This window comes from Argonema galeatum A003/A1 (genome assembly GCF_023333595.1).
Lineage (GTDB): Bacteria > Cyanobacteriota > Cyanobacteriia > Cyanobacteriales > Aerosakkonemataceae > Argonema > Argonema galeatum.
The window spans coordinates 32,353-56,774 of record NZ_JAIQZM010000024.1 but is presented as its reverse complement, the minus strand read 5'-3'; the positions used below and the strand labels follow the sequence as shown (position 1 = coordinate 56,774).

At 45.3% G+C, this 24,422-nt stretch carries 17 protein-coding genes; 10 read left to right on the top strand and 7 right to left on the bottom strand.

Annotation, left to right across the window (positions count from 1 at the left end):
• Window positions 1–17: 17 nt before the first annotated feature.
• A complete protein-coding gene (locus tag LAY41_RS22065; RefSeq protein ID WP_249102932.1) occupies window positions 18–1,166 on the bottom strand; it encodes a TIGR03032 family protein in 1,149 nt (382 codons plus the stop codon).
• A 288-nt stretch (window positions 1,167–1,454) separates the two neighbouring features.
• Between LAY41_RS22065 and LAY41_RS22060 the strand changes: the two genes are divergently transcribed.
• Entirely contained in the window at window positions 1,455–2,384 is a 930-nt protein-coding gene (locus LAY41_RS22060; protein WP_249102931.1) for a carbohydrate ABC transporter permease, read from the top strand.
• A 299-nt stretch (window positions 2,385–2,683) separates the two neighbouring features.
• Here LAY41_RS22060 and LAY41_RS22055 read toward each other — a convergent pair whose 3' ends face one another.
• From LAY41_RS22055 to LAY41_RS22045, 3 genes are all read right to left on the bottom strand, one after another.
• Entirely contained in the window at window positions 2,684–2,980 is a 297-nt protein-coding gene (locus tag LAY41_RS22055) for an antibiotic biosynthesis monooxygenase family protein (protein ID WP_249102930.1), read from the bottom strand.
• 287 nt (window positions 2,981–3,267) lie between these two features.
• Window positions 3,268–3,927, bottom strand: a complete 660-nt coding sequence (locus LAY41_RS22050) for a hypothetical protein (RefSeq protein WP_338023042.1) — start codon at window positions 3,925–3,927, stop codon at window positions 3,268–3,270.
• 28 nt (window positions 3,928–3,955) lie between these two features.
• A complete protein-coding gene (locus LAY41_RS22045; RefSeq protein ID WP_249102929.1) occupies window positions 3,956–10,906 on the bottom strand; it encodes a translocation/assembly module TamB domain-containing protein in 6,951 nt (2,316 codons plus the stop codon).
• A 181-nt stretch (window positions 10,907–11,087) separates the two neighbouring features.
• Here LAY41_RS22045 and LAY41_RS22040 point away from each other — a divergent pair, with 181 nt between their 5' ends.
• From LAY41_RS22040 to LAY41_RS22005, 8 genes are all read left to right on the top strand, one after another.
• Window positions 11,088–11,462, top strand: coding sequence for a DUF3110 domain-containing protein (locus tag LAY41_RS22040; RefSeq protein ID WP_249102928.1), 375 nt, complete (start codon window positions 11,088–11,090; stop codon window positions 11,460–11,462).
• The gene (murQ, locus tag LAY41_RS22035; RefSeq protein WP_249102927.1) at window positions 11,459–12,376 is read left to right on the top strand and encodes an N-acetylmuramic acid 6-phosphate etherase; all 918 of its coding nucleotides are present in this window, start codon (window positions 11,459–11,461) and stop codon (window positions 12,374–12,376) included. The genes LAY41_RS22040 and murQ overlap by 4 nt, the downstream gene beginning before the upstream one ends.
• A gap of 220 nt (window positions 12,377–12,596) precedes the next feature.
• Window positions 12,597–14,129 carry a site-2 protease family protein gene (locus tag LAY41_RS22030; protein ID WP_249103018.1) on the top strand — a complete coding sequence of 511 codons (1,533 nt, stop codon included), beginning with the start codon at window positions 12,597–12,599 and terminating at the stop codon, window positions 14,127–14,129.
• Window positions 14,130–14,209: 80 nt separating this feature from the next.
• On the top strand, window positions 14,210–15,025 hold the full coding sequence (locus LAY41_RS22025) for a PIN domain-containing protein (protein WP_249102926.1): 816 nt from the start codon (window positions 14,210–14,212) through the stop codon (window positions 15,023–15,025).
• A gap of 153 nt (window positions 15,026–15,178) precedes the next feature.
• The gene (locus LAY41_RS22020) at window positions 15,179–15,613 is read left to right on the top strand and encodes a hypothetical protein (protein ID WP_249102925.1); all 435 of its coding nucleotides are present in this window, start codon (window positions 15,179–15,181) and stop codon (window positions 15,611–15,613) included.
• Window positions 15,570–15,938 (top strand): VOC family protein, encoded by a 369-nt coding sequence (locus LAY41_RS22015; protein WP_249102924.1) that lies wholly within the window; start codon window positions 15,570–15,572, stop codon window positions 15,936–15,938. Before LAY41_RS22020 ends, LAY41_RS22015 begins: the two co-directional genes overlap by 44 nt.
• On the top strand, window positions 15,932–17,191 hold the full coding sequence (locus LAY41_RS22010) for an RNA-guided endonuclease InsQ/TnpB family protein (RefSeq protein ID WP_249102923.1): 1,260 nt from the start codon (window positions 15,932–15,934) through the stop codon (window positions 17,189–17,191). The genes LAY41_RS22015 and LAY41_RS22010 overlap by 7 nt, the downstream gene beginning before the upstream one ends.
• Before the next feature lie 725 nt (window positions 17,192–17,916).
• Window positions 17,917–18,399, top strand: a complete 483-nt coding sequence (locus LAY41_RS22005) for a hypothetical protein (RefSeq protein WP_249102922.1) — start codon at window positions 17,917–17,919, stop codon at window positions 18,397–18,399.
• Window positions 18,400–18,442: 43 nt separating this feature from the next.
• Here the strand turns inward: LAY41_RS22005 and LAY41_RS22000 are convergent, their stop codons facing one another.
• A complete protein-coding gene (locus tag LAY41_RS22000; protein ID WP_249102921.1) occupies window positions 18,443–20,389 on the bottom strand; it encodes a glycoside hydrolase family 10-like protein in 1,947 nt (648 codons plus the stop codon).
• Window positions 20,390–20,556: 167 nt separating this feature from the next.
• Here LAY41_RS22000 and LAY41_RS32375 point away from each other — a divergent pair, with 167 nt between their 5' ends.
• Entirely contained in the window at window positions 20,557–20,682 is a 126-nt protein-coding gene (locus tag LAY41_RS32375; protein ID WP_275974331.1) for a hypothetical protein, read from the top strand.
• On the opposite strand, the gene LAY41_RS21995 is transcribed toward LAY41_RS32375, so the two are convergent.
• Window positions 20,679–21,059, bottom strand: a complete 381-nt coding sequence (locus tag LAY41_RS21995; RefSeq protein ID WP_249102920.1) for a response regulator — start codon at window positions 21,057–21,059, stop codon at window positions 20,679–20,681. The two genes, LAY41_RS32375 and LAY41_RS21995, sit on opposite strands and share 4 nt — an antisense overlap.
• A 269-nt stretch (window positions 21,060–21,328) precedes the next feature.
• Entirely contained in the window at window positions 21,329–24,415 is a 3,087-nt protein-coding gene (locus LAY41_RS21990; protein WP_249102919.1) for a PAS domain S-box protein, read from the bottom strand.
• Between the last annotated feature and the right edge of the window lie 7 nt (window positions 24,416–24,422).

Below are 24,422 nucleotides of genomic sequence, written 5' to 3'. Positions count from 1 at the left end.
CTAAAATTTGAAATTGTTCATTCCTCTAGTCCCCAATCCGCAGTTCCCAGCGTCAGCAACCGGGAAATTTCATCTGTTTGAAAACCTAAAGCCATCGGTCTTTGCACTCCTGATATCACTTGCACGTCGTACAATTCGGTAATTATTCCTTCCAGGCGCAACCAATGCAGAACGTTTCCCGTAGTGAGTTCAATTACCATCAAACCGCAACGAGGTTCGGTGTCTTTGGCAATTAATTGCTCATCTAAAGATAACCCAGAAAAAGTCCGATCCCCGCCTCTTGGTTTGGATAATCCCACTACTGCATAATTTTTCCAAAATGTCAAGCCTCGCAGGTAACCGGGACAAAAAGCGACTGGCTCAAATTTTCCGGCTTGTAAATCTATATAACCAAATTCCCCAGTGCCAGAATTGTGGAGCCACAGGTTACCCTGATAAAATCGGGGCGAGTGGGGCATACTTAACCCACTGAGGATGATTTCGTTAGAGGGTACGTCGATTACCACACCGCCATTTCGTCGTTTGTCTCGCCAACCATCTACTACATCGGAACGACTGGAAGCGGTGACAAAACGGGGTTGTCCGTCTACCATTGCTAAGCCGTTGAGGTGACAGCGGTCTTCGTTGACGATTTTGGAGATAAATTTGGGTTTCCAGAGTGGGGTGCAGCTGTGCCGATCGCTCACTGTTGCCAGACAATTAAGTAAAGTGCTGACAAATACGATCCCCCCCTGCCCCCCCTTAAAAAGGGGGGGTTCTTCTAGCCCCCTCCCCGTCAACGGGGAGGGGGTTGGGGGTGGGGTAGCGATAGCTACATCGTGGATATCCAAATCTCCGGTGGTGTAGCCAATGCGGGGTACGTAGAGTTTGTCGTATCCGTTGTATAATTGCCCTGGTGCTAAAGCGTTATCCAGTTGCCACAACTGGTATTTTGTACTCAGATAAAGGCGTTCGGTGGTAGCATATAGCCCCATCGCGCGATCGAACAAACGCTCAAATCCCGAAAGTTGCCCCTGTGGATTCACCCCTGCCAAAATTAGTCGCGAAGTTTGATAAGTGGTGAAGCCAAGACTAATCTGCTCTGACTGTAACCATTCTACGAATTGACGGGAGCAGAATATTTCTTGGGGTGGTGATGGGGTGGATACTGGTAGTGGTTGTTGCAATCTGGTAACCTAGCTCGATAAATGCGATCGCGGCAATGCTGCCAAACAGAGGCCCAAACACCAATCCGTAGAAACAAAGCACCTGTACCGACATTGTTAGGTATGCCTAATAAAATACTACGCAAGTGCTTTGGCAGTACAAGATCTCTTTCTAAGGACAGAGGATAACCTCTAATACAATATACTTAAGAGAGATGAAAGTCACGCGCTCGCTTTCCCTTATAGCAAAAATTTACATAAACCGAACAATATCCAGTCAGTAAATTTACTTACCTATGGCCTGGAAAGATGGCCTTACCCCTTCCCCACGATCAGCTACAAAATCCACGGCTAAAAGCATACTTGACTCCCATCAAACAACGTTTAACCCCCTACCTATTTTTGCTACCTGCCCTCTTTCTCTTAGGGCTAACCGTCTTTTGGCCTGTATGTCAAGCTTTTTACCTCTCGCTGACAAATTATACCGACCTCAGTCAACCACCCCAGTGGATAGGCTTTGCTAATTACCGCCGTTTGTGGACAGATCCAGTATTTTGGAAAACCTTGGGGAATACTGTGCTGTATCTTGTCTGCGTTGTGCCAATTTTAGTTGTTTTGCCTTTAGGTTTGGCAATATCAGTCAACCAAAAAATGCGTGGAATTGCTTGGTTTAGAGCATCTTATTATACTCCCGTTATCATTTCAATGGTGGTTGCCGGGATTGCCTGGAAGTGGCTTTATGCAGAAAACGGTCTGCTGAATCAATTTCTGGCACATATTGGCTTTAAAGAGGGTATTCCCTGGCTAACCAGTCCTAAATGGGCGATTTTCAGCGTCATGGCGGTAACGGTTTGGAAGGGGTTGGGCTACTACATGGTCATTTACCTAGCTGGGTTGCAATCTATACCAATAGATTTGTATGAAGCGGCTGCGATCGATGGTTCTGATGGGATTAGCAAACATTGGGATATCACAGTACCGTTGATGAAACCCTATCTATTGTTAGTAGCAGTAATTTCGGCAATTTCTGCTACAAAAGTCTTTGAAGAAGTTTATATTATGACGCAGGGAGGGCCGAGAAATAGTTCCAAAACAATTGTTTATTATCTTTACGAACAAGCTTTTGAAAATTTGGAAATCAGCTATGCTTGTACAATTGGGTTGGTGCTGTTTTTGTTGATATTGGGGTTATCGATTTTGAATCTCAAGTTATCAAAACAGCAAAATAGAATAATTTAGTAGGTTGGCAATAAAAAACCAAGCTAAAGTGTTGATATCATGTCCGGTTGCATCGGTAGTGTAAGAGTGATATCGTCAAATTGTCTGTTGTTATCGTTGGTTAATTTTTTACCGCAGATGAAGACAGATGAACGCAGATAAACGCAGATAAGAATAATCACACGAATTTTTTAGGTAACCGATGCGTAAGGATATGATACAGCGGTTCCCAATGTAAGAACATTTTTATTTCTTTTCTCCTCCGCCCCTCTGCCCCCTCTGCCCCTCTGCTCAAATAGCATAGTAAGTACGGAAGATCCCTAAAAATTTGGCACGACTTCATAATGTTCCACACTCGGAAATGGATCGTAGAAGTGATGTAGCAAGTTACGCCACTCTTGATACTCTGGTGATTGACGAAATCCAACGGTGTGGTCTTCTAATCTCTCCCAGCGCACAAGTAGAATGTAACGGTTTTCGGTTTCTATACAGCGTTGAAGTTCATGAGAGATATACCCTGACATAGAAGAAATAATGCTTGAGGCTACTTTGAAAGCAGTTACAAACTCGGCGGTCGTACCGGGTTTAACATCAAAAATTGCGACTTCTAGTATCATAGACAAAATTGAGGTATTTTTTTAGGCTGTAGGGTGCGTCATATCCCAGAATTTTGGAGATGAGCGCTAATTTTATCGCTCTGACGCACCCTACTTAATGTATACTTAGCACGGTCATAGAACGAGCTTTTTTAACCCCGCAGTAGGGGCGAAGCATGACCGTATTAATTTGTTGGTTGAACACAAAGATATTTACCGGAATGCTTCGCCCCTACAAATCAAAAATAACAGTTTGTGCCCGTGCGGAGTATAACTTTTGACTTTTGACTTTTGACTTTTGACTTCCGCTACGCGGTACTAGCCCCTTTTTGCTCAGCCGAGCTGACCATCCACACCATAAAGCCCAAAATTTGCTCGACTGGGGGAAGCGGATAATCGAAGGGATCGATCGTCACCATCTCCTCTTCTAGTTTGAGGAATCGCCACTGCGTTCCGCTGCTTACGCAGCCGTAAATTGTTGAGATGGGTTGTGCCTTTTTTAAATTGAATCGCTGTGCAGCTACCATTTCAGCAACACACTGACCGTATCCTGTTTTCAAATCGGCTTTTTTGGCTTCTACGATCGCTATAGCCGGAGCAAAAATGGCGATCTCTTGTGGGGATCTGCTGATGAGGAAGTCAACAACGCCGTTGAGTCCAACGCTTTCATCGACAGTGAAATCCTCACCGGAGAATACAGAGACTTGTTTGTTGAGGATGCGCCTGACTTCTATCAAAACTGGATAAATAATGCCTTCAGAGCGAGCTTTTTCACTACCAAAAGCTACTACAGGCAAGGTATCTTCTAGATAACCTGCGAGGATTGCTGAAGGTGCGATCGTGTCAACATTCGGGAAAAATCGGCTTTCTTCAATGGTGAGATTGAAGGTTTCGATAGCTTTAACGATCGTTGTGAATTCGCTATAGGGCATTTTTGCACTCCAAACTATCTGTAACTTCTTTGACATTCCATAACCTAAATAGCCAATTCAAAATCTAAAATCTCCTTTCAAACTCAATTGCCCCTCTACTTTCACCTGACAAATCCGTCGAACCTCGCAGCAGAATATTGCTATTTACTCGATAGCGCAAGTTGTACTGTAAGGGTTGATCGGTGGTGAGAACTTTGGACACAGAAGCAGAAAGTTGACGAGTAATATCAACGACCGCTTCTGCGGCTAAACCTAGCGTCGAACTGCGAGATCTGTCTTCTCTGTTTGTAGTGATAGCTGTGGGAAATAAGCGCAATTCACTCAGGCCAAATGCCTGTCCGATCGCAGTAATTGTCCCCTGAATTTGCTGATTGGATAGCACCGCAGAACCTGCCAAATTAGCAAGCCCCAAACTACTGTCGCCCCGGCCCAAATTCTGTGCAAATCCACCCCCAATTAAGCCCACAATTTCCGCCTCTGTGCGCGGCGGATTGCTTGTCAGCACTAGGTTATCGCCCAATTGACTGGCTGGCCCTTGAACTCTGGCTATAACGCGAACTGTTTCCACGCTGCCAAAAAAGCCTGTAGTGGGAACATCAGCAACCTCAGAAGAGATAGAAGAAGTTGGCAACCGACTTCCAGTCACCTCCGGTACAGTAGTGACTAAGCGCACATCTAAAATCGGGTCGAGTCCTCGATCTGGTACAAACACAGCAGTTTGCGTGTAGTCGCGGTCTAAGGTCATCTGGGTGGTAAACAAATTCACTTGACCTCGCCGCAATCGGATTGTACCTTTTGGTTCCAGATTTCCTAACAACCCATTCACTGTCAGGTCACCTGTAGCCCGGAAACTAAATAGCGGTTGTCGGGTAACATTGACGTTGTTGGCTAGGGTTAATTGCAAATTGTTGAATTCTGGAACTATGGGACGGGAACCGGGGATGGGGGATTGGGAAGTAGGAGTTCCACTTTGCGCCACAGTTTGAGGGTTTTCTTGTTGCTGTCCTAAAAACACTTCACCATTAGCCAGTTCAACTTTACCGGCAATTTGGGGTGCAAAAGCTGTGCCCGTAATTACTACATTACCGTTCACGCCACCCCGATACAGCCCTTTGAGATTGATTGTTAGATTGTTCAGCGTAACATTGAGGGGATTGGCCCGATCGGGATCTTGTGAGGGAAGCCGTCTGGATATTGCGATCGTTCCTTGTGCTGCGACAGCGCCTTTACTGAAGCTACCGGCAAGATTTTCTACGACAATGCGATCGCGATCGAACCTTGCACTTCCCGCCACATTCGTCAGCGGTGCGGGTAGCACTACAGCTGCGATCGTAGCATTCTGCACCGTCGCAATTCCCGTGATCTGCGGCGCGGATAACGTACCCCGCACCTGTAGCTGTACTTTACCTTGACCGCCTTGCCATGAAACTTGTCCGCGACTTAACAAGTTTAACAGCGCTAGCCCTTCATTTTCCACATTCACATCCAGGCTGATGCGATCGCTATCAGGTTTAACTGAAGAGAAAGGTAACTGATACGGTATGCTACCAGAAATTAAAATTGGTTGTGGCGGTTGTACAACTGCCTCAGAATTAAAATTCAACCTCGCATTGTCATATCTGAAAATTGCTTTCGCCGACTGTACTGGCGTTCCGCTCAAAGTTCCCTGCACTAAAGTCAGGTCGCCGATCACCTGCGGATTTTCTAAAGTACCTGCCAAGTTAGCTGTACCATTCAGCTTACCTGTAATCTCAACTGGCAAAGGCACAAAGTTCTTGATGACATCAACAGGAAAGTTTTGTAATTGTAGCTGACCTGATTGTTGCTGTAACCCAAGATTTCCAGTGAAAGCTAATAGGGCATCGTTATACTTAATTTGTAAAGGATTTACCCGCAGAACTCCATTTAAAAAACTACCTTGCGCGGTCACTTGATTGAATTTATAATCACCTAGTTCCCAATCTTTCCCGTTTAAATCGAAACTCACCTCCAAACCAGTCGGTAAAGAATTAATACCTGAAGTTAAAGATCCAGAAACTCCGATACTACCGCTAAAATTCCCCGTTAACTCTGTTATATCAGGTATTCGATTTGTCTCGCGACGGCGAGTACGCTGCTGTTGCAGCAAAGCTTCTATTTCTGAGAAACGACGCAATTGCGTCAGCAGAGGAGCCTCTGGTATGCCAACAGGAACTGTTTGAACATTAGCTGCCCTACCATTGTTGGCTCGCCCTCGTCCGGCTTGCAAATTTAACAAATTGAACGCTGTTAAAACGTTCTGAATTTTTCCTTGTTCGACTTGAACTCTAGCTTGAAAATCTGTTGGAGTGATCCGACCAGTAACTCCGTAGCTACTCTCGCCTTGCCTTAACACAGCATTGGTAATTTCTCCTATTCCATTGGCGTAACGGAAATCTCCACTTAACGAATCTGCTTTGAAATTACCAATTCCCGGTTGTGCGATCGCAACATTATTCGCAACAACACTTCTCTCATTTAAATTCACAACAAAATTACCAGAAAGTTGCCCATTTACTCGTTCTCTAGCAACTTGTGGCGGTAGTGTTGCTACATTGGTAGCCAAATCTTTCAAAGTTGCGATCGGGAAATTTTGCACATTCACCTGTAACAAATCTCCCTGCTTTGTGCCTTCTGCCACCGTATCATCGCGACGGATAGAAAATGTTACTGGGTTATAATTCCGATCCAACTCAACGGCAATTCTATCTTGTGTACCTACTACATCTAATTTTACTCCTCGACCCGCTATTACTTCTACATCACCAGTTAAAATTGGATCGAAATCGAAGCCATTGATAACAAAGTTTTGCAGTCGCAGATTACCCGCCACATTTGGAGATGTAGGCGTTCCCGATATCCGACCTTTGAAATCAGCACTACCAGCTAAAGCTATATTATTAGGAAGCTGGATAGGTAAAGTTCGCAAATTTAAATTGTTTGCATCTACATTAAGATCTACTGCGGTAATAGTTGGTCGATTATTTCTATCGAAATTGGCAGCAATTACTCCACTAGCATTTAATCCCGGCGAAGTCAAATTTTCGAGCAGCAACTGTCGTCCATCCCACTTAAATGTAGCTGCGATCGGCCCTTGAATAGAAGCAACACCTTGAGAAAAGTTTACCTGTCCGGCAGCTTGGATAGCTGATAAAGGCGAACTATTTGTTGCGGTAAGAGAAGCTAAATTTCCAGCTAACTTGAGGTCGCCATTAAACCGTCCTCGCAACTGATCGGAAAAGCGATCGAGTTGAACTTGTGCGAGGGAAACATCAGCTTGGAAATTACCTCTATCTATCTGTACTTGGCGAATAGTAACGTTACCACCAGCAACATTCTGAAGATTTCCCTGAACTCTTCCTTGAATCAGCGATAAAGGCGATTTATCGTTAAGGTTATCCAAGTTTCCTGCTAATTGCAGTTCACCGTTAAAAGAAGAACCGCGTAATTGGGTTGGTACTTGCGGAAAACGACTTAGTTGTACCGCCGAAGCAACAATATCAGCTTGGAAATTACCTTTATTTAGCTGTGCATCTCGAATTTGAATGCTACCACTTGCAAGCTGAAGATTTCCTTGAACTCTTCCTTGAATTTGGGATAAAGGTGATTTATTCGACTTATCGGTAAGGGTATCTAAATTTCCTGCCAATTGCAGTTCACCGCTAAAAGAAGAACCGCGTAATTGGGTTGGTACTTGCGGAAAACGATTGAGTTGTACGCCAGAAGCAACGAGATCGGCTTGAAAATTCCCTTCATTCAGTTCGGCTTTACGAATTTGCAAATTACCATCAGCAAATTGAAGATTTCCCTGAACTCTTGCTTGAATCTGCGATAAAGGTGATTTATCAGATTGTGTTGTCAGCCTATCTAAGTTTCCTGCTAATTGCAGTTCACCGCTGAAAGAACTTTGTAACTGCTTGGGTACTTGCGGAAAACGATTGAGTTGTACGCCAGACGCAACGACATCAGCTTGAAAATTACCTTCATTCAGTTCTGCTTGACGAATTTGAACATTACCACCAGCAACTTGAAGATTTCCTTGACCTCTTGCTTGAATAAGAGATAGCGGCGATTTATTAGAATCTGCTGTAAGCGTATCCAAGTTTGCTGCTAATTGCAGTTCACCGCTAAAAGAACTTTGTAATTGTGGTGGTACTTGTGGGAAACGATTGAGTTGTACGCCAGACGCAACGACATCGGCTTGAAAATTACCTTCATTTAGCTGTGCTTGACGAATTCGGACATTCCCACCAGCAACTTGCAGATTTCCTTGACCTCTTGCTTGAATTTGGGATAAAGGTGATTTATTTGATTCTGCTGTAAGCGTATCTAAGTTTGCTGCTAATTGCAGTTCACCGCTAAAAGAACTTTGTAATTGTGGTGGTACTTGTGGAAAACGATTGAGTTGTACGCCAGACGCAACGACATCAGCTTGAAAATTACCTTCATTTAGCTGCGCTTGACGAATTCGGACATTCCCACCAGCAACTTGCAGATTTCCTTTGGCAATAGCTTGAATTTGCGATAATGGTGATTTAGATTTATCGGTCGGCGCTTTAAGGGAATCCAGGTTTCCTGCTAATACCACTTGTCCGTTAAAAACAGAACTCTGCAACTGGGTTGGTACTTGTGCCAAACGCCCCAACTGCACGCCAGAAGCGGCAATATTCGCTCGCCAATTACCCTGATTCAACTGTAATTCCCGAATTTGCAGATTGCCACCAGCAAACCCCAGATTTCCTTGTCCGACGGCTTGAATTGTTCCCAATTCGCTTGAGTTTAGGTTTCCTCCTACGCGGAATTGACCGCTAAACGGCCCTTGGACTTGCGCTGGTACTTGTGCCAATTGTCCTAGATTGACGCCTGTAGCTTTGACGATCGCATCCCACGCACCATTCTGAAGTCCACCTCGGACAATTTGCACAGTCCCACCAGCAAGATTCAGGCTTCCTTGACCGATCGCTTGAATGTCTGCAAGTTGAAATGATTCAATGTTTCCAGTTAATTTAAACTGACCGTTGCTCAAAGTCGATCGCTGCAACTGGGTTGGCACTTGTTCAAAACGTCCTAATTGGACACCAGTAGCACCCACTAATGCTTGCCAGCGACCTTTTTCCAATAAACCTTGGCGCAATTGGACAGTGCCTCCAGCAACTTGCAGGCTTCCTTCTGCGATCGCTTGAATATCTGCAATTTTAAATGAAGCTAAACTTCCCGAAAGCTTTGCCCTACCGCTAACTACCCCTTGCTGTATCGGAGTGGGGATTTGGGACTGGGGATTTGGGACTGGGGATTGGGAATTTCTCCTCTGTTCCTGTGCCGGGATACTTTCTGGCAGCAGTGCCAAAATATCCTTGACTGGCAGTTGGGAACCTTCTACAAGGGCTTCCCAGCGACCGTCGGCAATCCGAGCAGCTGCTTTCAGGGTGTTGGTCGCAACTTTGAAAGTGGCATCGCGTAAGACCGTCTGACCCTTAGCTATAATCACTTCTCCAGCTGCGGGATAAGTAGCTTGTGGAGCTTGCCAACGTGCCGCTACCCGAATATCGTTTAGAGGGCCGAATACTTGTGCCTTTGCTGAAACATTGCCAATTTTTATAGATGGAGATAGAGTTACACCGTACTGTTGAGCGATCGCATCTCCTGGCACGTTCTGAACTTCGGCATCGAATACCATCCCGCCGCCTTGACCGAGTTTAACGTTGCCTTTGCCGGTAATTTGACCGCCAACAGTAGGTTTGGCTTGCAAGTTTGCGATCGCAAATTCATTTGTCGCCGGTGCAAAGGCAAAACGACCGCTTATTGAGGAGAATTGCAGTTTATCAACTAGGGCTGGCTTAGTGGTAGTAAATTCACCTAAGAGAACGGGCGCTTTAGTTGGCCCTGTCAACCTTACTTGCGATCGCACCTCCGCGCTTATCGGTACTGGTGTTTTCAGGTTGAGAGTCTGAGTAATGTTCCCTAATGGTATATTCGGAACTTGCGCGGAAATGTCATAGCCATTTTGGGTATGGAAAGTACCATTAGCTTGCAGCGGAATCTGACCCAACCTTGTTGCTACATTGTCCAGCTTAATTTCCTGACCGCTGAAGTTTAGTACTCCATTAGTATTGCTAAATGGTGCTGGCAGTTGTGGGAATCGAGCGGTAACATCGTTCAGGCGTGCCATCCCCAGCAAAAAGATTGGCTGTGCTGGGTTATATCTGACGGTCAAGTTGCCATCCACCCGACCTGCACTCAAATTAAGCGGAAGTTTGACTAATCGATCGAGGTCGGTAATTAAAAGATTTTGACCTTGCAGCTGCAAGTTCGTCTGCTGGCTGGGAGGCAGATGTTCGCCTGAAACCTTAAAATCCCCTCCGGTAGCTAGTTGTCCGCCCATATCGAACCGAATGCGCTGACCTTTATCTACAAATTCGGCGTTACCATTCAGTTGAGCAATACCTACCGGGACTCTGGGATTAGCAGGTTTTGGATTGGGCACCAAAAGGACTTTAGCGTTATTCACCCGGACCGATCGCACTTCGGTTTTGATTGGCCCGCTGCCTGACGCTACGCTAATTTGGCCTGCAATCCAGCGATTGTTATTGTCTTGTTCGATATAAACATCTGGATTGACGAGGGTAAGATCTAACTGTAAAGTGCGGTTGAGGAGCATCTGGGGTATATTAAACCCCACATCGATCGCCCCCACCGAGGCCCGGTCTGGATCTGTAGGCGTCGCCGGTATTTGTGACGCGCCAAACCGCAGTCCATTGAGCGAAAAACGTTCCACTTTGCCCAGTAAAACTGGTCGTTTCAGACTCTGACTGAGATTTTTCTCGACTAATGGGGCTAACTGTTTTTGGACAAACATCCAAGCCCACCACGCCCCAGCCGCTATGCCAACTACTAAGATCGCGCCAAAGGCAAATCCGGTGCGGCTCAACCACAACAGCCATATCCGGCGGTTCGCACTAGACTGAGGTTCGTTATTTGGATTGGGGGTGTTCGTCATCTCTTGATTTTAGATTTTAGATTTTAGATTTTAGATTTTGGATTTTAGATTTTGGATTGGTAAATCTCACCTGCCCCTCTGCCCCTCTGCCCTTTTTGACTTTTGAATGAGTGACTTTTGACTTTTATAGCCCCTAGTCCCTAATAAAATAAATAACGACGATCGAAATAAAGTGGCTCTCATGCGTGTGTTTGTACTGTTATATAACGTTCGGAAGGAAAATGAGGGTATTCACAGCCTTCAGATTGGCGATCGCAATGTAGTATTGATGTTTGAGTCAGAGGACGACGCCACTCGCTATGCGCTGCTGCTGGAAGCTCAAGATTTTATGGTTCCGACGGTTGAGGGAATGGAGAAAGAGGACATCCAAGAACTTGATTATGAGTGGGTGTTTGTCCCGGCAGGTTTTGTTCCCGAAGGAACATCCGATCGTTTATTATTAGCTCCACCGGAAACGAATTTAGAAAAAACCGATTGGCAACCGGAGGAGACTAAAGCTGACCTCGCCGAAACTGAACTCGATCGCATTCGCCGCCAGTTAGAAGGACTACTATGAAAAACCTTGAGGAACGCGGTCATCTTCTCACCGAACAGATTAATCCCAACAGTCATAATTTAGACCAGCTAAGTTCCCTGGAGTTGGTGGAACTGTTCAACCGCGAAGATGCCCAAACTATTGCCGCGATCGCTCAAGCCCGCTTTGAGTTGGCTAAGACAATCGATATCGCAGCCGAGTCATTACGTCAAGGGGGACGCCTGTTTTATGTAGGAGCGGGTACTAGCGGGCGTCTGGGGGTCTTGGATGCAGCCGAGTGTCCGCCCACGTTTTGCAGTCCGCCGGAACTGGTACAGGGGATTATAGCGGGTGGTGCTGGTGCTTTAATCCGCAGTTCGGAGGATTTGGAAGACCTAGCCGAGGATGGCGCAAGTGCGATCGCTCAGCGACATATCACCCAACTAGATGTGGTAGTGGGAATTACTGCGGGAGGAACGACTCCTTTTGTTCAAGGCGCTTTGCAGGCGGCTCAAGCTAGGGGCGCTACCACTATTTTCATGGCTTGCGTACCAGCCGAACAAGTTAGCACTAATGCCGATATCGATATTCGCCTGGTAGTTGGCCCGGAAATTTTAGCAGGTTCCACGCGGCTCAAAGCTGGGACGGTGACCAAGATGGCTTTGAACATCATATCTACCGGCGTGATGGTAAAGTTGGGCAAAGTCTACGGCAATCGCATGGTGGATGTAGCGGTTACGAATACTAAGCTACGCGATCGCGCTTTGCGTATTCTCCAAGATCTTACCGATCTCAGTCGCGAAGCAGCCGGGTATTTGTTAGAACAAAGTGGGCGATCGGTAAAACTAGCTCTGCTGATGCACTGGACGGATTTAGACAAGGAAGAAGCAGAAAGTCTCCTTACCGAAAATCAAGGCAATCTCAGACAAGCCGTACAAAGCTCTCAAAAACAGTAGAGTGGGCATTGTCCACCATAGCCTTAGCACTGTCATTCCTACTGTCTAGAAGCGGAACAAAAAATCTTCTAGACGTTTCACTGCCGTTATGGCTCTGTTGAGAATGATAGAGAAAGTTCCACATCCTAAAGTGTCTTTAGACCTGAGAGTGTCAAAATGAGGAGTGCGGCGATCGCACCCACTCGATCGGGCGGTTTGTCTGACTAGCAAAGGTTTGGAAATGTTCACTGGATCGGAGACTTCTGTATTAGCACTAATTCTGCTAGCCACTTTCGGTATATTGGGCTGGGGATTGTACCGTGCCAAGCCTTTTGGGAAACTGGGAATCTTAGCCTGGTTGCAGTCGGTGGCGCTGATGACTCCCTGGCTGTTGTTTTTTGGCTTGTTCGCCGTAGGCATTTACCTCAACCTGGTCAGTATTATATTGATGTTGGTGGTTTCGGCTGGGCTGTATATCTACCTGGGTAGGCTACTGCGATCGGCAGGTAACGATATCATCCGGCAAGAACGTGCCTCGAAGATGGCGAATGTCGATCGCGAAGCAAGCCCCACAGAAGAGACAGCTCGAAGGGCCCAGACAGCGAATGAAACGGCACAACCTGAGTTAGCGCAGTTGAAAATGGAGATGATCCCGATTCCCCAAGAAGATCTCAAGACGATTCAAGGGATTTTTGGCATCGATACCTACTTTGCCACAGAAACGATTCCCTACCAGGAAGGCGCTGTCTTCAAAGGCAACCTGCGCGGAGAAGCTCAAGCAGTCCATACGCGGTTGTCAGCTGCTTTGCAGGAACGACTGGGCGATCGCTATCGGCTATTTTTGATCGAAAATCCAGAAGGTAAGCCTACAGTTGTAATATTACCCAGCCGCAATGACCCTAAACCGGCCAGTTTAAACCAAAAAATCTTGGCGATCGTCCTCATGGTGGTGACAATTACCACCTGTTTAAGCACTTCTGGGATGCTGCTGGGCTTCGATTTATACCAAAATCCCAGTCGGTATACAGAAACCCTGCCGATCGCTTTGGGAATCTTAGCTGTTTTGGCAGCTCATGAAATCGGTCACTGGCTTCTAGCAAGGCGTCACCAAATCCGCTTAAGTCTGCCTTATTTTCTACCCACTTTACAAATAGGCTCCTTTGGTGCGATCACCCGCTTTGAATCTCTCCTGCTCAACAGAAACGTCTTGTTTGATATCTCTTTAGCAGGGCCAGCTGCTGGTGGAATTGTATCCCTACTGATGCTGATTGGAGGCTTGTTACTTTCTCATCAAGGTAGTTTGTTTCAAGTTCCAGCTGAATTTTTCCAAGGCTCGATTCTGGTGGGAACCCTGGCGCGAGTTGTCCTGGGTTCTGCCTTGCAACAGTCTTTGGTGGATGTTCACCCGCTGACAATCATTGGTTGGTTGGGATTGGTAATTACAGCGCTAAACTTGATGCCAGCCGGACAGTTGGATGGCGGTAGAATTGTGATGGCTATCTACGGACGCAAAGTGGCTGGCAGAACGACGATCGCAACTTTAATCCTGCTGGCGCTTGTATCTCTAGGAAATCCCCTTGCCATGTACTGGGCAATTGTAATAGTGTTCCTACAAAGGGATTTAGAGCGTCCCAGCCTAAATGAGATTACCGAACCCGATGATGCGCGAGCCGCCTTGGCTTTGTTAGCTCTGTTCCTCGCTCTAGCAACTCTCATACCTTTATCGCCGGGATTGGCAGGGCGTCTGGGAATTGGAGTTAATAATGGATTTTAGATTTCCGATTTAAAATTTCAGATTTCAAATCTAAAATCTAAAATCTCAAATCTCAAATCTAAAATTCTTTAGTGACGGTTATGCCTACACCACCGCCCGTTCTAGTTCTTCTAGACCACAGCGCCTTGATGGGCAAAAGCACCCGCGAATGGCAGGAGTACTCGCGCATAGGAGCCTGCTATCTACCGCAAGTGGTCTATGAAGAGATTGAATTTCTCTCCGGTCGCGCCCCAGAACCTGAAGCGGAGAAAACCGCTAGAGAGTTTTTGCGCTTTTTCCCCAATAGCGGTTGGCAACTGACTAATGCTCATGCAACCCATCCCGCCTTCACTCCACCCGGCGGTTCAAACATGAGCAAACAAGCCAGATTGGTAGTGGCGGTTGCTCAATGTACCTACGGTTTCGCCCAAGAAAATAGCGATAATCTGGTTGTTTTCGTATCTAATACTCAGCCCATACTGCAACGGATTCCATCTTTGGGTACGCCCAATCTTTGCGGCATCACGGCGGCAGCACTTTTGCAGTGGGTGCGAACCGAACAGCGACCGCCAGCTGTGACTCAGCAACTGCAAATCTTCAGCAGTTCGGAGGGAGTGCAGGGAAACGGACAAGTAAAAGCTGCTGGAAATAGGCAGAGTTCTGCTCCAACAAGTCCTGCACCGACGATGGCAGGGCCTGCATCAGCCTCTAGCGCCACGCCTTCCCAATCTGGCAGAAGAGGCGCTGGAGGTGGTTTGCTGTCTCGTCTGATTGGCGGTGCGGTGGCGTTGATTGTGGTTGCAGCAGCAGGTTTAGTAGCATGGCGTTTTGTTCAACCTGCGAGTTTCGATCGGTTTTGGCACCAAATGGGTTTACCTGCCTTACCCGGTCAGCAACCAAAACCTGTCAAAAAATAAAATAATTTCAAATTTTGGATTTCATACACGAAGGTAAAATTCCCAGGAACAGAGATTGGCGTTTTTAATTTATAGCAACCGCCAAGGCGGTTAGGACATTCTCAATTCCCGAAACCCTTGATTCTAAACACTTCTTCCCCTAGTCGGTAACAAATGATAGACGTGAGTAAGCTGACTCTAGAGGACATTAGATTACTGGGAATAGACGCGCTCAGTCAAGCTCTTGGCCCTGCGGGAATGGCGCGATTCATGCAGCAATTCGAGATGGGTAGTGGGGATTACACGCGAGACAGAGATAAATTGCTGGGAAATCCCACGTTCGAGGAGATCGCTGGCAGAATCAAAGAGCGTCGCCGACAACAGGCTGAAAGTTCAAATGCGGCTCCTCCTAAATTCACAAAAATGATCGATGTGACCAACCTGACTCAAGCACAGATTAGGCAAATGGGAACAGAGGCGCTGACGAAAGCCCTTGGTATTGAGGGAATGAAGCAATTCATGCAAAAATCCGAAATGGAGAGTAGGGATTACAGGCAAGACAGGGATGAAAACGACAGGAATCCATCACATAGCTATCATTTGCTCTGACTATGAAAAATCTAAAAAATTCTATGTAGAAATTTTAGGATTTTCCATTATTGAAGAAACTTTCAGATCCGCAAGAAATTCGTACAAATTGGACTTGAGAGTCGGTAACGGCGACCAAATTGAGCTTTTTTCATTTCCTAACCCTCCTAAACGACCGAATACCCCTGAAGCTTGCGGTCTGAGACATTTATCTTTTGAAGTTGATGATATCGATGAATCTGTCGCTTATCGAAAAATTGGGTTTAAAACCCCGTCCTTCCAGGACGGCTTTATATTTACTAGCATTGCATCTGCCACTAAATATGTTAAAATAGTGGAATGCTAACCATGAATTACCGCTATCGAATCTATCCCAACATCACTCAAGAGCAGTCACTCAAAGAGTGGATGGATGTTTGTCGCGTTGCCTATAACTATGGGCTGCGAGAAATTAAGGATTGGTGTAATAGTCGGAAATGCATGGTTGACAGATGCTCGATTGTCCATGAGTACATCATGGCTGCTGACAGTCCTTTCCCTAGCGAAGTGAAGCAGCTTAATGCATTGCCAAACGCTAAAAAGGTGTTTCCCCGATTGGGCGAAGTACCGAGCCAAGTTTTGCAGCAAGCCATCAAACAATTGCACCGAGCATGGGATGGGTTTCAAAAAATTGGGCATGGATTCCCCAGATTTAAAAAGTTTGGGCAATTTAAATCTTTGTTGTTTCCCCAGTTTAAACAGAATCCAGTGCAGGGGGTAAATATTACCTTGCCAAAGCTGGGGCTGATTCCAATTAACTTGCATCGCGCAATCCCAAGCGGATTTGTGGTTAAGCAGGTTCGGATAATTAACAAGGCTGATAGATGGTACGCTGACATCAATATCCAATGTGATGTTAACGTTCCCAATCCTATGCCACATGGACATCCAATTGGGGTAGACGTTGGACTTGAAAAGTTTTTGTCAACTAGCGATGGAGTTCTTGTAAAATCGCCTAAGTTTCTGAAAGTGATGCTCTTCAAGCTGAAATTGCTGCAACGCAGACTGTCTAGGAAAAAGAAGCGGTCTAAAAATTACGAGAAACAACGCATTAAAGTTGCTAGAATCCACCACACGATTGACAATACCCGCAAGGATTTTCACTTCAAGCAGGCTCACGCCCTTTGTGACGCTGGTGATATGGTCTTCATGGAAGACTTGGATTACCGAACTTTGGCTAAGGGGATGCTTGGTAAACAGATGCTTGATGCTGGTTTTGGGCAATTCCGAACTATCACCAAGTACGTGTGTTGGAAGCGTGGTAAATTCTTTGGGGAAGTCAACGCTAGGGGGACTTCTCAAGAGTGTCCTGAGTGTGGTGCAACAGTCAAAAAAGATTTGAGCGTTAGAGTACATCATTGTCAAAAGTGTGGATTCATTGCCGATAGAGATGTGGCAAGTGGACAAGTAATTAGAAATAGAGGAATAGAACTAATTAGTACGGCGGGACACGTCGGAATCCAAAACGCCTATGCAGACGGTTTGCCAGGGACTGAGATACCTCAGTCTAGGTCAAAGTCAAAAACCCGCAAGGGAGCAACTAGGAAATCTTTGAAGTAATTCTTAGAAGCCCCGTACCTTTAGGTCGGGGTCATGTCACTTAACATCCCACGGCGTGCAGGTTGAAAATATCAGAATCGATGAGATTACTGGCAAGCGATTTACTTTTTTTAAAGATCCAGACGATCTACCTCTGGAGATATACGAAAAGTAAAGCTTAGTGTGGTAGATAGTTTGTTAAACTACTGCTGGTAAGCAGATGCTCACGATATTTATACTTAGCAACAAGTTCAGGCAGTTCGTGCGATCGCAACTTATGCCGGACTTACGATGATATACCTTGTAGCAAAATTTACAATCTGTAATAAATTAAGTATCATATATAACATTAAATTCAGTATTTTCTGGGTTTGAAAAAGGGCATTTATGTAGGAAATTAGTATTTAAGAAGGCTTATAGAGAATGGCGCTAAGTTAAGGGAGGCTCTGCCTCCTGCTTACCAGCTAAACTTAGGGCTATTCGACTTATAGAAGCGTAGCAAATAAAAATTATTTGCATTAATAACTCGCAGGGTGCAAGTGTCTGGTTCTAATAAAGCTGTTTGCGTTTGGGTAAGGCGAGACGAGGAAAATCTTTTTCCGTCAGAGGTAAAGGCATTGTGCAAAAGCATCTCAAGCTCAACCTTTGAAGAAAAATTTCAAGTTTTCCGGAGTCTTTAAGGATCGGAGTGTAGTAGCACATCTGAGTACCCTTTCCGCTGACAGCATCCACTTGCGAGGCTAGCTATGGAAGAAATTACCACCACAGGATCTCCCGCAGCCACCTTAAATAAAACAGCTAAGCAACCACGTCCTTTTTTCTTAGCTTTGCTGTTGACTAGCGCCTTGTACTTCGGCGTTAGACAGCCGGTGTCCCATACCGCTGTTGCTGTCTCTGAGTCATCACAGACTAACACAAGTTTGTCAGTATCCGTGAAAGATGCTGTGATAAAGGACTTGTCCCAGCGTGAGGCGTTGCCAAAATCTGCGCTGCGGATAGTGCAGGTTAAACAGCTGACTTGGTTCGATCGCTGTCTGAATATCGCTGACTCTGACGTCTGGTGTTCCCAGGCGCTAGTCCCCGGTTGGCAAGTAACGGTAGCCAGCACACAAAAACGCTGGATTTATCTAACAAATACTTCTGGTTCTGTAGTCAAGTTGGATAATACAATTCCCTCATCCAGTACAAAGATTCAAGAAGTGGCGATCGCTATGAATTTCAGAATTTAAATTTGAGATTTTTAATTTAAAATTAAAAATCTCAAATCTGAAATTATATTAATCCTTCATTACTGCTGGGCGGCTGGCCACCTTGCAAAATATTGGGTCTTGACACTGGCACAGAGAAAAGGGATTTCAATCCATTTTCGCGCTCTGCCGGTGTTTCTTTTGCCCAATTCCAGAGACTTTCATAGAAGAAAAACGACACTCCAGTCAAACCGCGATCGCGAACTGCCTGAACTTGAGTTTTAATTTGTTCGATGGAAACAGAGTTATTCTTTAGTCCACTCATAATGCCGACAGCTACAGGGATATGAGTTTGAGCCAACTGCACTTCTGCGCGTTCCAATTCAGTAATAAAACGTTTGAGGTCGTCTCGATACACTTGCAAGACAATTTCTTCCACTAAACCGCGTCTTTCCCAGGTAAACCAATCTTGTAAGTGCGCCGGTAAAGAGAAATGTAGCGGATTAGGAGACACAGAAAGAATACAGTTTGGTTTGCTAGTTTTGATAGCACGGAATAGCTTGGTCATGAAGTCGTTTATTTTATCCGCTCGCCAGCGTACCCAATAGGTTTCGCTGGGATTATCGTCAGGAGAAAAACCAGGGAGTTCTTTCTTGTATAGGGCGACTGTAAAATTGTCGTAACCGAATTCAATTGGTAAGCTGAAATGATCGTCTAATTGAATTCCATCTACATCGTAGTTGCTAACAATTTCGGTAATTAAATTTATGATGAATTGCTGTACTTCTGGGTGAAAAGGATTGAGCCAAACCCGTTCTTCTATCCCTTCTTTCCAAACCTTTGTGCCATCGCGACGCTGAGTTAGCCAGTCGGGGTGACGTTTGGCTAATTTGGAATTAGCTGGTGCCATGAAGCCAAATTCAAACCAGGGGATGACTGTTAAACCGTTTTTATGCCCTGATTCGACAATTTCTTTGAGCATATCTCGCCCTTGCAAACCGGGTTCTGGGTCGATCGATCGCCCGAAAGTTCGTTGTGCTACGCGGCTAGGATAGAGGGTATAACCGCCGTTCCAAACTGTGGGATATACCGTATTGAAGTTGAGATTTCGCAAGCGCTGCATGGCGTTGGTGAGGCGATCGCGCGAAAACAGCACGTCGCTATCTATATTTGTCAGCCAAACGCCTCGGATCTCCGAATTTGATGTACTCAGCGATGTTTTTAGCAGTGATGTTGGAGGTGATGTTGTTGATGGCGTTGTCGGTAATAATGTTTGCGTTTCAACTACAGCAATATACTCCTCTGGTACTAATCCAAAATACCCTAATGCTTGACACAAGGAAGCGGATACTTCTCCTCGCGTCGCCAACAGATTGGGGTTGAGTGTGCCGACTTCGGGGTAATTGACGACTAGCTGTTTTTCGGTTGCAGCGGCTACTGCCTGACGGGCATAATTGGGAATTGCCTGGGCATCTACAAAAACTGCATTTAAAGTTTTATCTACCGGCTGAATGGGCGAATACTTTAAGCCACTCGCCAAAGCCACCAGCAGTTGTTCTCGCGAAATCTTTTTGAGTGGGTTGAAAATTTCACCAAGATAAGCGGAAAGAAATCCGGCTTGATAAGTCCTGCGAATTGCACCAACTGCCCAATAATTTGAAGGAATATCGGCAAATTGAACAGGGTTGCGGACTTTAGGTGCATTGGGGAAAGCTTTGTCAAGCATCCTTGCAAATTCAGCCCTCTTTACTGGCAAATTGGGTCGAAAGCTTCCATCCTCGTAGCTAGTAATGATATCCTGCCGGATTAGCTTTTCAATGCAGGGTTGCGCCCAATGTCCTTGGATGTCGCTAGATATCGTCTCAGAGTAAGAGATACGGGGTGTTATTGCTGCAATTATGATGCAAAATGCGATCGAGAGGGCAAACCATCTGCGCTTTTGAAGCTGTAGCTGATGACTCAAGTGGCGGCTATAAGAGGAAAGCCTAACTCTAGAGGCTATAAGAAAGCGTTTGAAAAAACTTTTTACCATATTTCTGGATAACAATATTAGACGTACTAACTTTGGCTGATATCATGTCCTTACGCATCGATTACCTAAAAAATTCATGTTCTTCTTCTTATCTGCGTTAATCTGCGTTAATCTGTCTACCCTACGGGAAGGCTTCGCCTACATCTGCGGTAAAAATTTAACCAACGATGACAACAGACAATTTGACGATATCACTCATGCACTACCGATGCAACCGGACGCGATATGAGATGAAGTGCGATCGCTCAGCTTACCACAGGCGATCGCACTTTCTTGGCAAAACTCAATATTAAGGTTCCCAGCCTAAAGCCTCTGCTATTTGGATGGCTAATTTCAGGGGATCGAAAGGCTTAGGAATGATTGCCTTTACCCCCAACGGTGCAAACTGCGATCGATCGTTAATTTGCACCTTAGCACTCAGCAAAACCACAGGAATATAACGGGTGGCGCTATTGGCTTGCAGTTCAACCAAAGTAGCGGTTCCGTCCATATCGGGCATCATCATGTCTAAAAGAATAGCATCTGGTTGCTGTACCTGGGCCTGTAACAAGCCTTCTTTGCCAGAACTAGCCGTCAAAACATCCCATCCGGCCATCATCTCCAAAGCGATCTTTGTCACCTCCCGAATGCGATATTCATCATCAACTATCAGAACGCGCTTAATGTTCATCGTTTCTTTTGATTTTGAGGTAATATCGTGTCCGGTTGCATCGTTAGTACATGAGTGATATCGTCAAATTGTCTGTTGTCATCGTTGGTTAAGATTTTACCGCAGATGAAGACAGATAAACGCAGATAAGAATAATCACACGAATTTTTGATTCTTTCGGAGTTGTTCTGCTTTTGTTTAAAAAAATAACATTTTTATGACTCTGCTCCTCTGCACAAGCGCTCCTCTGCACAAGCGCTCAAATAACATAGTAAATACGAAAGAGCCGCTTATGGCTGCATCGGTAGATCGAAACAGAAGGTGCTGCCTCCTTCCAAGGTACTTTCTACCCAAATGCGTCCCCCATGTTGCTCTACGATGCTGCGGCAGATAGTTAAACCTAAACCAGTGCCTCCCTTTTGCCGGGAGTCGGAGGCATCCACTTGTTGAAAGGGTTCAAAAATTTTTTGCAGATGTTCTGTCGGTATACCCCTTCCAGTGTCTTTAACCTCAAATAGTATGCGATTTTCTCGCAGGTGGGCGCTTAAGAAAACTGTACTAGCAGGAGGGGAAAATTTGATGGCATTACTGAGTAAGTTAGTTAAAACTTGGATGATGCGATCGCTATCCGCCCACACCTTAACCGAATCAGCAATAACTGATAAAGTTACTTCGGCTTTTTGAGCTAGAGGCTGCATGAGATTTATTACTCGCCCCATCAAGTCCGCAGCATCGCAAATTTGTTCGTTCAAAGTCATTTTTCCCAACTTCAGACGCTCCATATCCAGAATATCATTAACCAATAGCACCAAGCGGTCTGTATCCTCCATAGCAAATTCCAGCAAACGCTGACCTTGCTCGTTCATAGCACCCAGACGCCCAGTTGAAAGCAATCCCAAAGCGCCGAGCAGCGAAGTCAGTGGAGTGCGGAGTTCGTGGCTAACTATGGAAATAAACTCGTCTTTCATCCGTTCTATTTGTTTGCGCTCTGTAATGTCTTCAATCATGCTTAAAGCATATACAATATTTTTATCTCGATCGCGAATTAACCCACCGATCAGATTAGTCAACACAAGGTCGCCACTTTTTTTGATATAACATTTTTCTAATTGATAGCTGGTAATTTTTCCTTTCCGACATTCTTCAATATAGGGCAGTTCTTTTTCTCGATCTGCTGGATAGGAAATATCCCTAAGATTAAGAGCTTTCATTTCGGATTCGGTATATCCCAACATCTGACAAAAGGTTTGATTTACTTGAAACAATTGCCCATCAGCGGTACTGAGAGCTATCCCAATAGGTGCTTGGGCAAAAATTTTGCGGAAACGCTCCTCGCTTTCTCGCAAGGCTGCCTCTGCCCGTTTGCGATCGCTGATGTCTTGCCCAATACCGATATTGGTGCCATCAGAAAGCAGAACGTTAGCCCAAGAAGTGTCCAGAATTCGTCCAGATCTAATTCTAGTTTTGAAGTCTCCCCATTGATGGTCAGCTGAGGCGATGAAGTTTAAGACTTCTTGGCGATATTCAGGATCTGGATAGAATTCGGACATTACGTCAAAGTTTTGTAACTCTAAAAGAGACCAGCCCAGAACCTTTTCCCACTCCCGATTAACCATTTTGATTTTACCGTCAATATCAAATAAGTCCACCATTACCGGGATATGGTCGAAGATTTTTTGCAGGAGTTCTTTCTGTTGTTTTAATTCTTCTTCTGCTTGTTTGCGATCGCGTAGCGCAGCTTGACGTTCGCTGATATCTTGTACAACAGCAATAAAATACTTCATTTTCCCGGCATAAGATAGCACCAGCGACACTGTTAGACAGACCCAAACAACGTCCCCATCTTTGCGAATATAACGCTTTTCTATCGAGAAATTGGGGATTTTCCCTGCTACTAACTGTTGCCGATATGCCATATTTTCAGCCATGTCATCTGGGTGAGTAATTTCCCAAAAAGTTCGTGTCTGTAGTTCTTCATGTGTATATCCAACAATTTCGCAAAACTTTTGATTGAAGCTAATATATTGCCCGTTCGCAGTAGTTGTAACTATGCCCACCGCCGCTTGCTCGAAGATAGCGCGAAACCTTTCTTCGCTATCTCGCAGCGCTTCTTCTGTCCGTTTGCGATCGCTAATTTCTTGTCTGAGCTGTTCGTTGGCGCTTCTGAGTTCGCTGGTGCGTAACTCCACCAATTCCTCTAGGCGATCGCGGTATTGGCTCAATTGGGCCTCTGTCTGCTTGCTAGAGGTGATATCGCGAATAACGGAAAGATGGCGATGGGGCAAGAAGTTAGCGATCGCGCTATACTCGATATCTCGCATTGTGTCATCCCGACGCCGGATGCGAAATTCTCCCCTTTTCCGTCCTTTTTCCGTAAAGCTTTGCCAAGCTTTACGGAAATTGATACCAGACTCCAAAAATTCCCCAATAGATTTGCCAATTATTTCCTCTGACGGCAAACCGAAAATTTCGCTCGCAGCTGGGTTTGCTGCCAGGTACTCACCGTTGTCATCGGCGATCAGTATAGCGTCTATTGCACTTTCAAAAACTGCTTCCAGTAGTTGAGAGCTTGCGTGCAGTGCCACTTCACTTTGTTTGCGATCGGTAATATCGCGGCAAGCGTAAAGCACAGTTCCACTATTAATCGATACCCGCTTTACATTGATCAGCAAAGTATGTTTTTGACCAGTTTTGTTGGTAATTTCTCGTTCGATGTTATGGATTTCTCCGCAGCTTTCCAACTCTTTGTAATCGAACAGATCTTCTCCTAGCAAATGAGAAATGTAACCAAATTTCTCTACCTCTTCGTAGGAGTAGCCGAAAATGATGTTTACGTTGGGACAAATAAACGTAAAACCGCCAGTGCGATCGGTAATAAAAACGGCATCGCTAATGTTGGTGAGAGTAATTCGATATAACTCTTCCGATTGACGCAACTTCTCTATAGCCTGCTTGCTAGAGGTGATGTCGATCGCAGTACCCAGAATCTGTTTTGGCAAACCATCAGCGAATGAAGCAAACACGGTATCTCGGCTCGAAAACCAGCGCCATTCACCGTTTTTGTGTTTCATCCGATATTCAGTTTCAATAACTTCTCCGTCTTTACTTATGTCCCAATTTTTAACTTTTTCGCTAAATTTTACCCAATCGTCTGGATGGATTAAATTTTGGCTGAACGCACTGCCCATTTCTTGAATTTCTTCTGGAGAGTAACCCAGAATTTCGTTCGTCTGTCTATTTGCATAAATATTTCGTTGTTCGTGAAGGTCATAAATATACAAAATTGCTGGTGTCGCTTCGGCAATCTGTTGAATGAAACGCTGGTTTTCCCAGAAGGCTTTTTCTACCAGCTGTTGCTCAGTGATATCCTGATTCACAATAGAC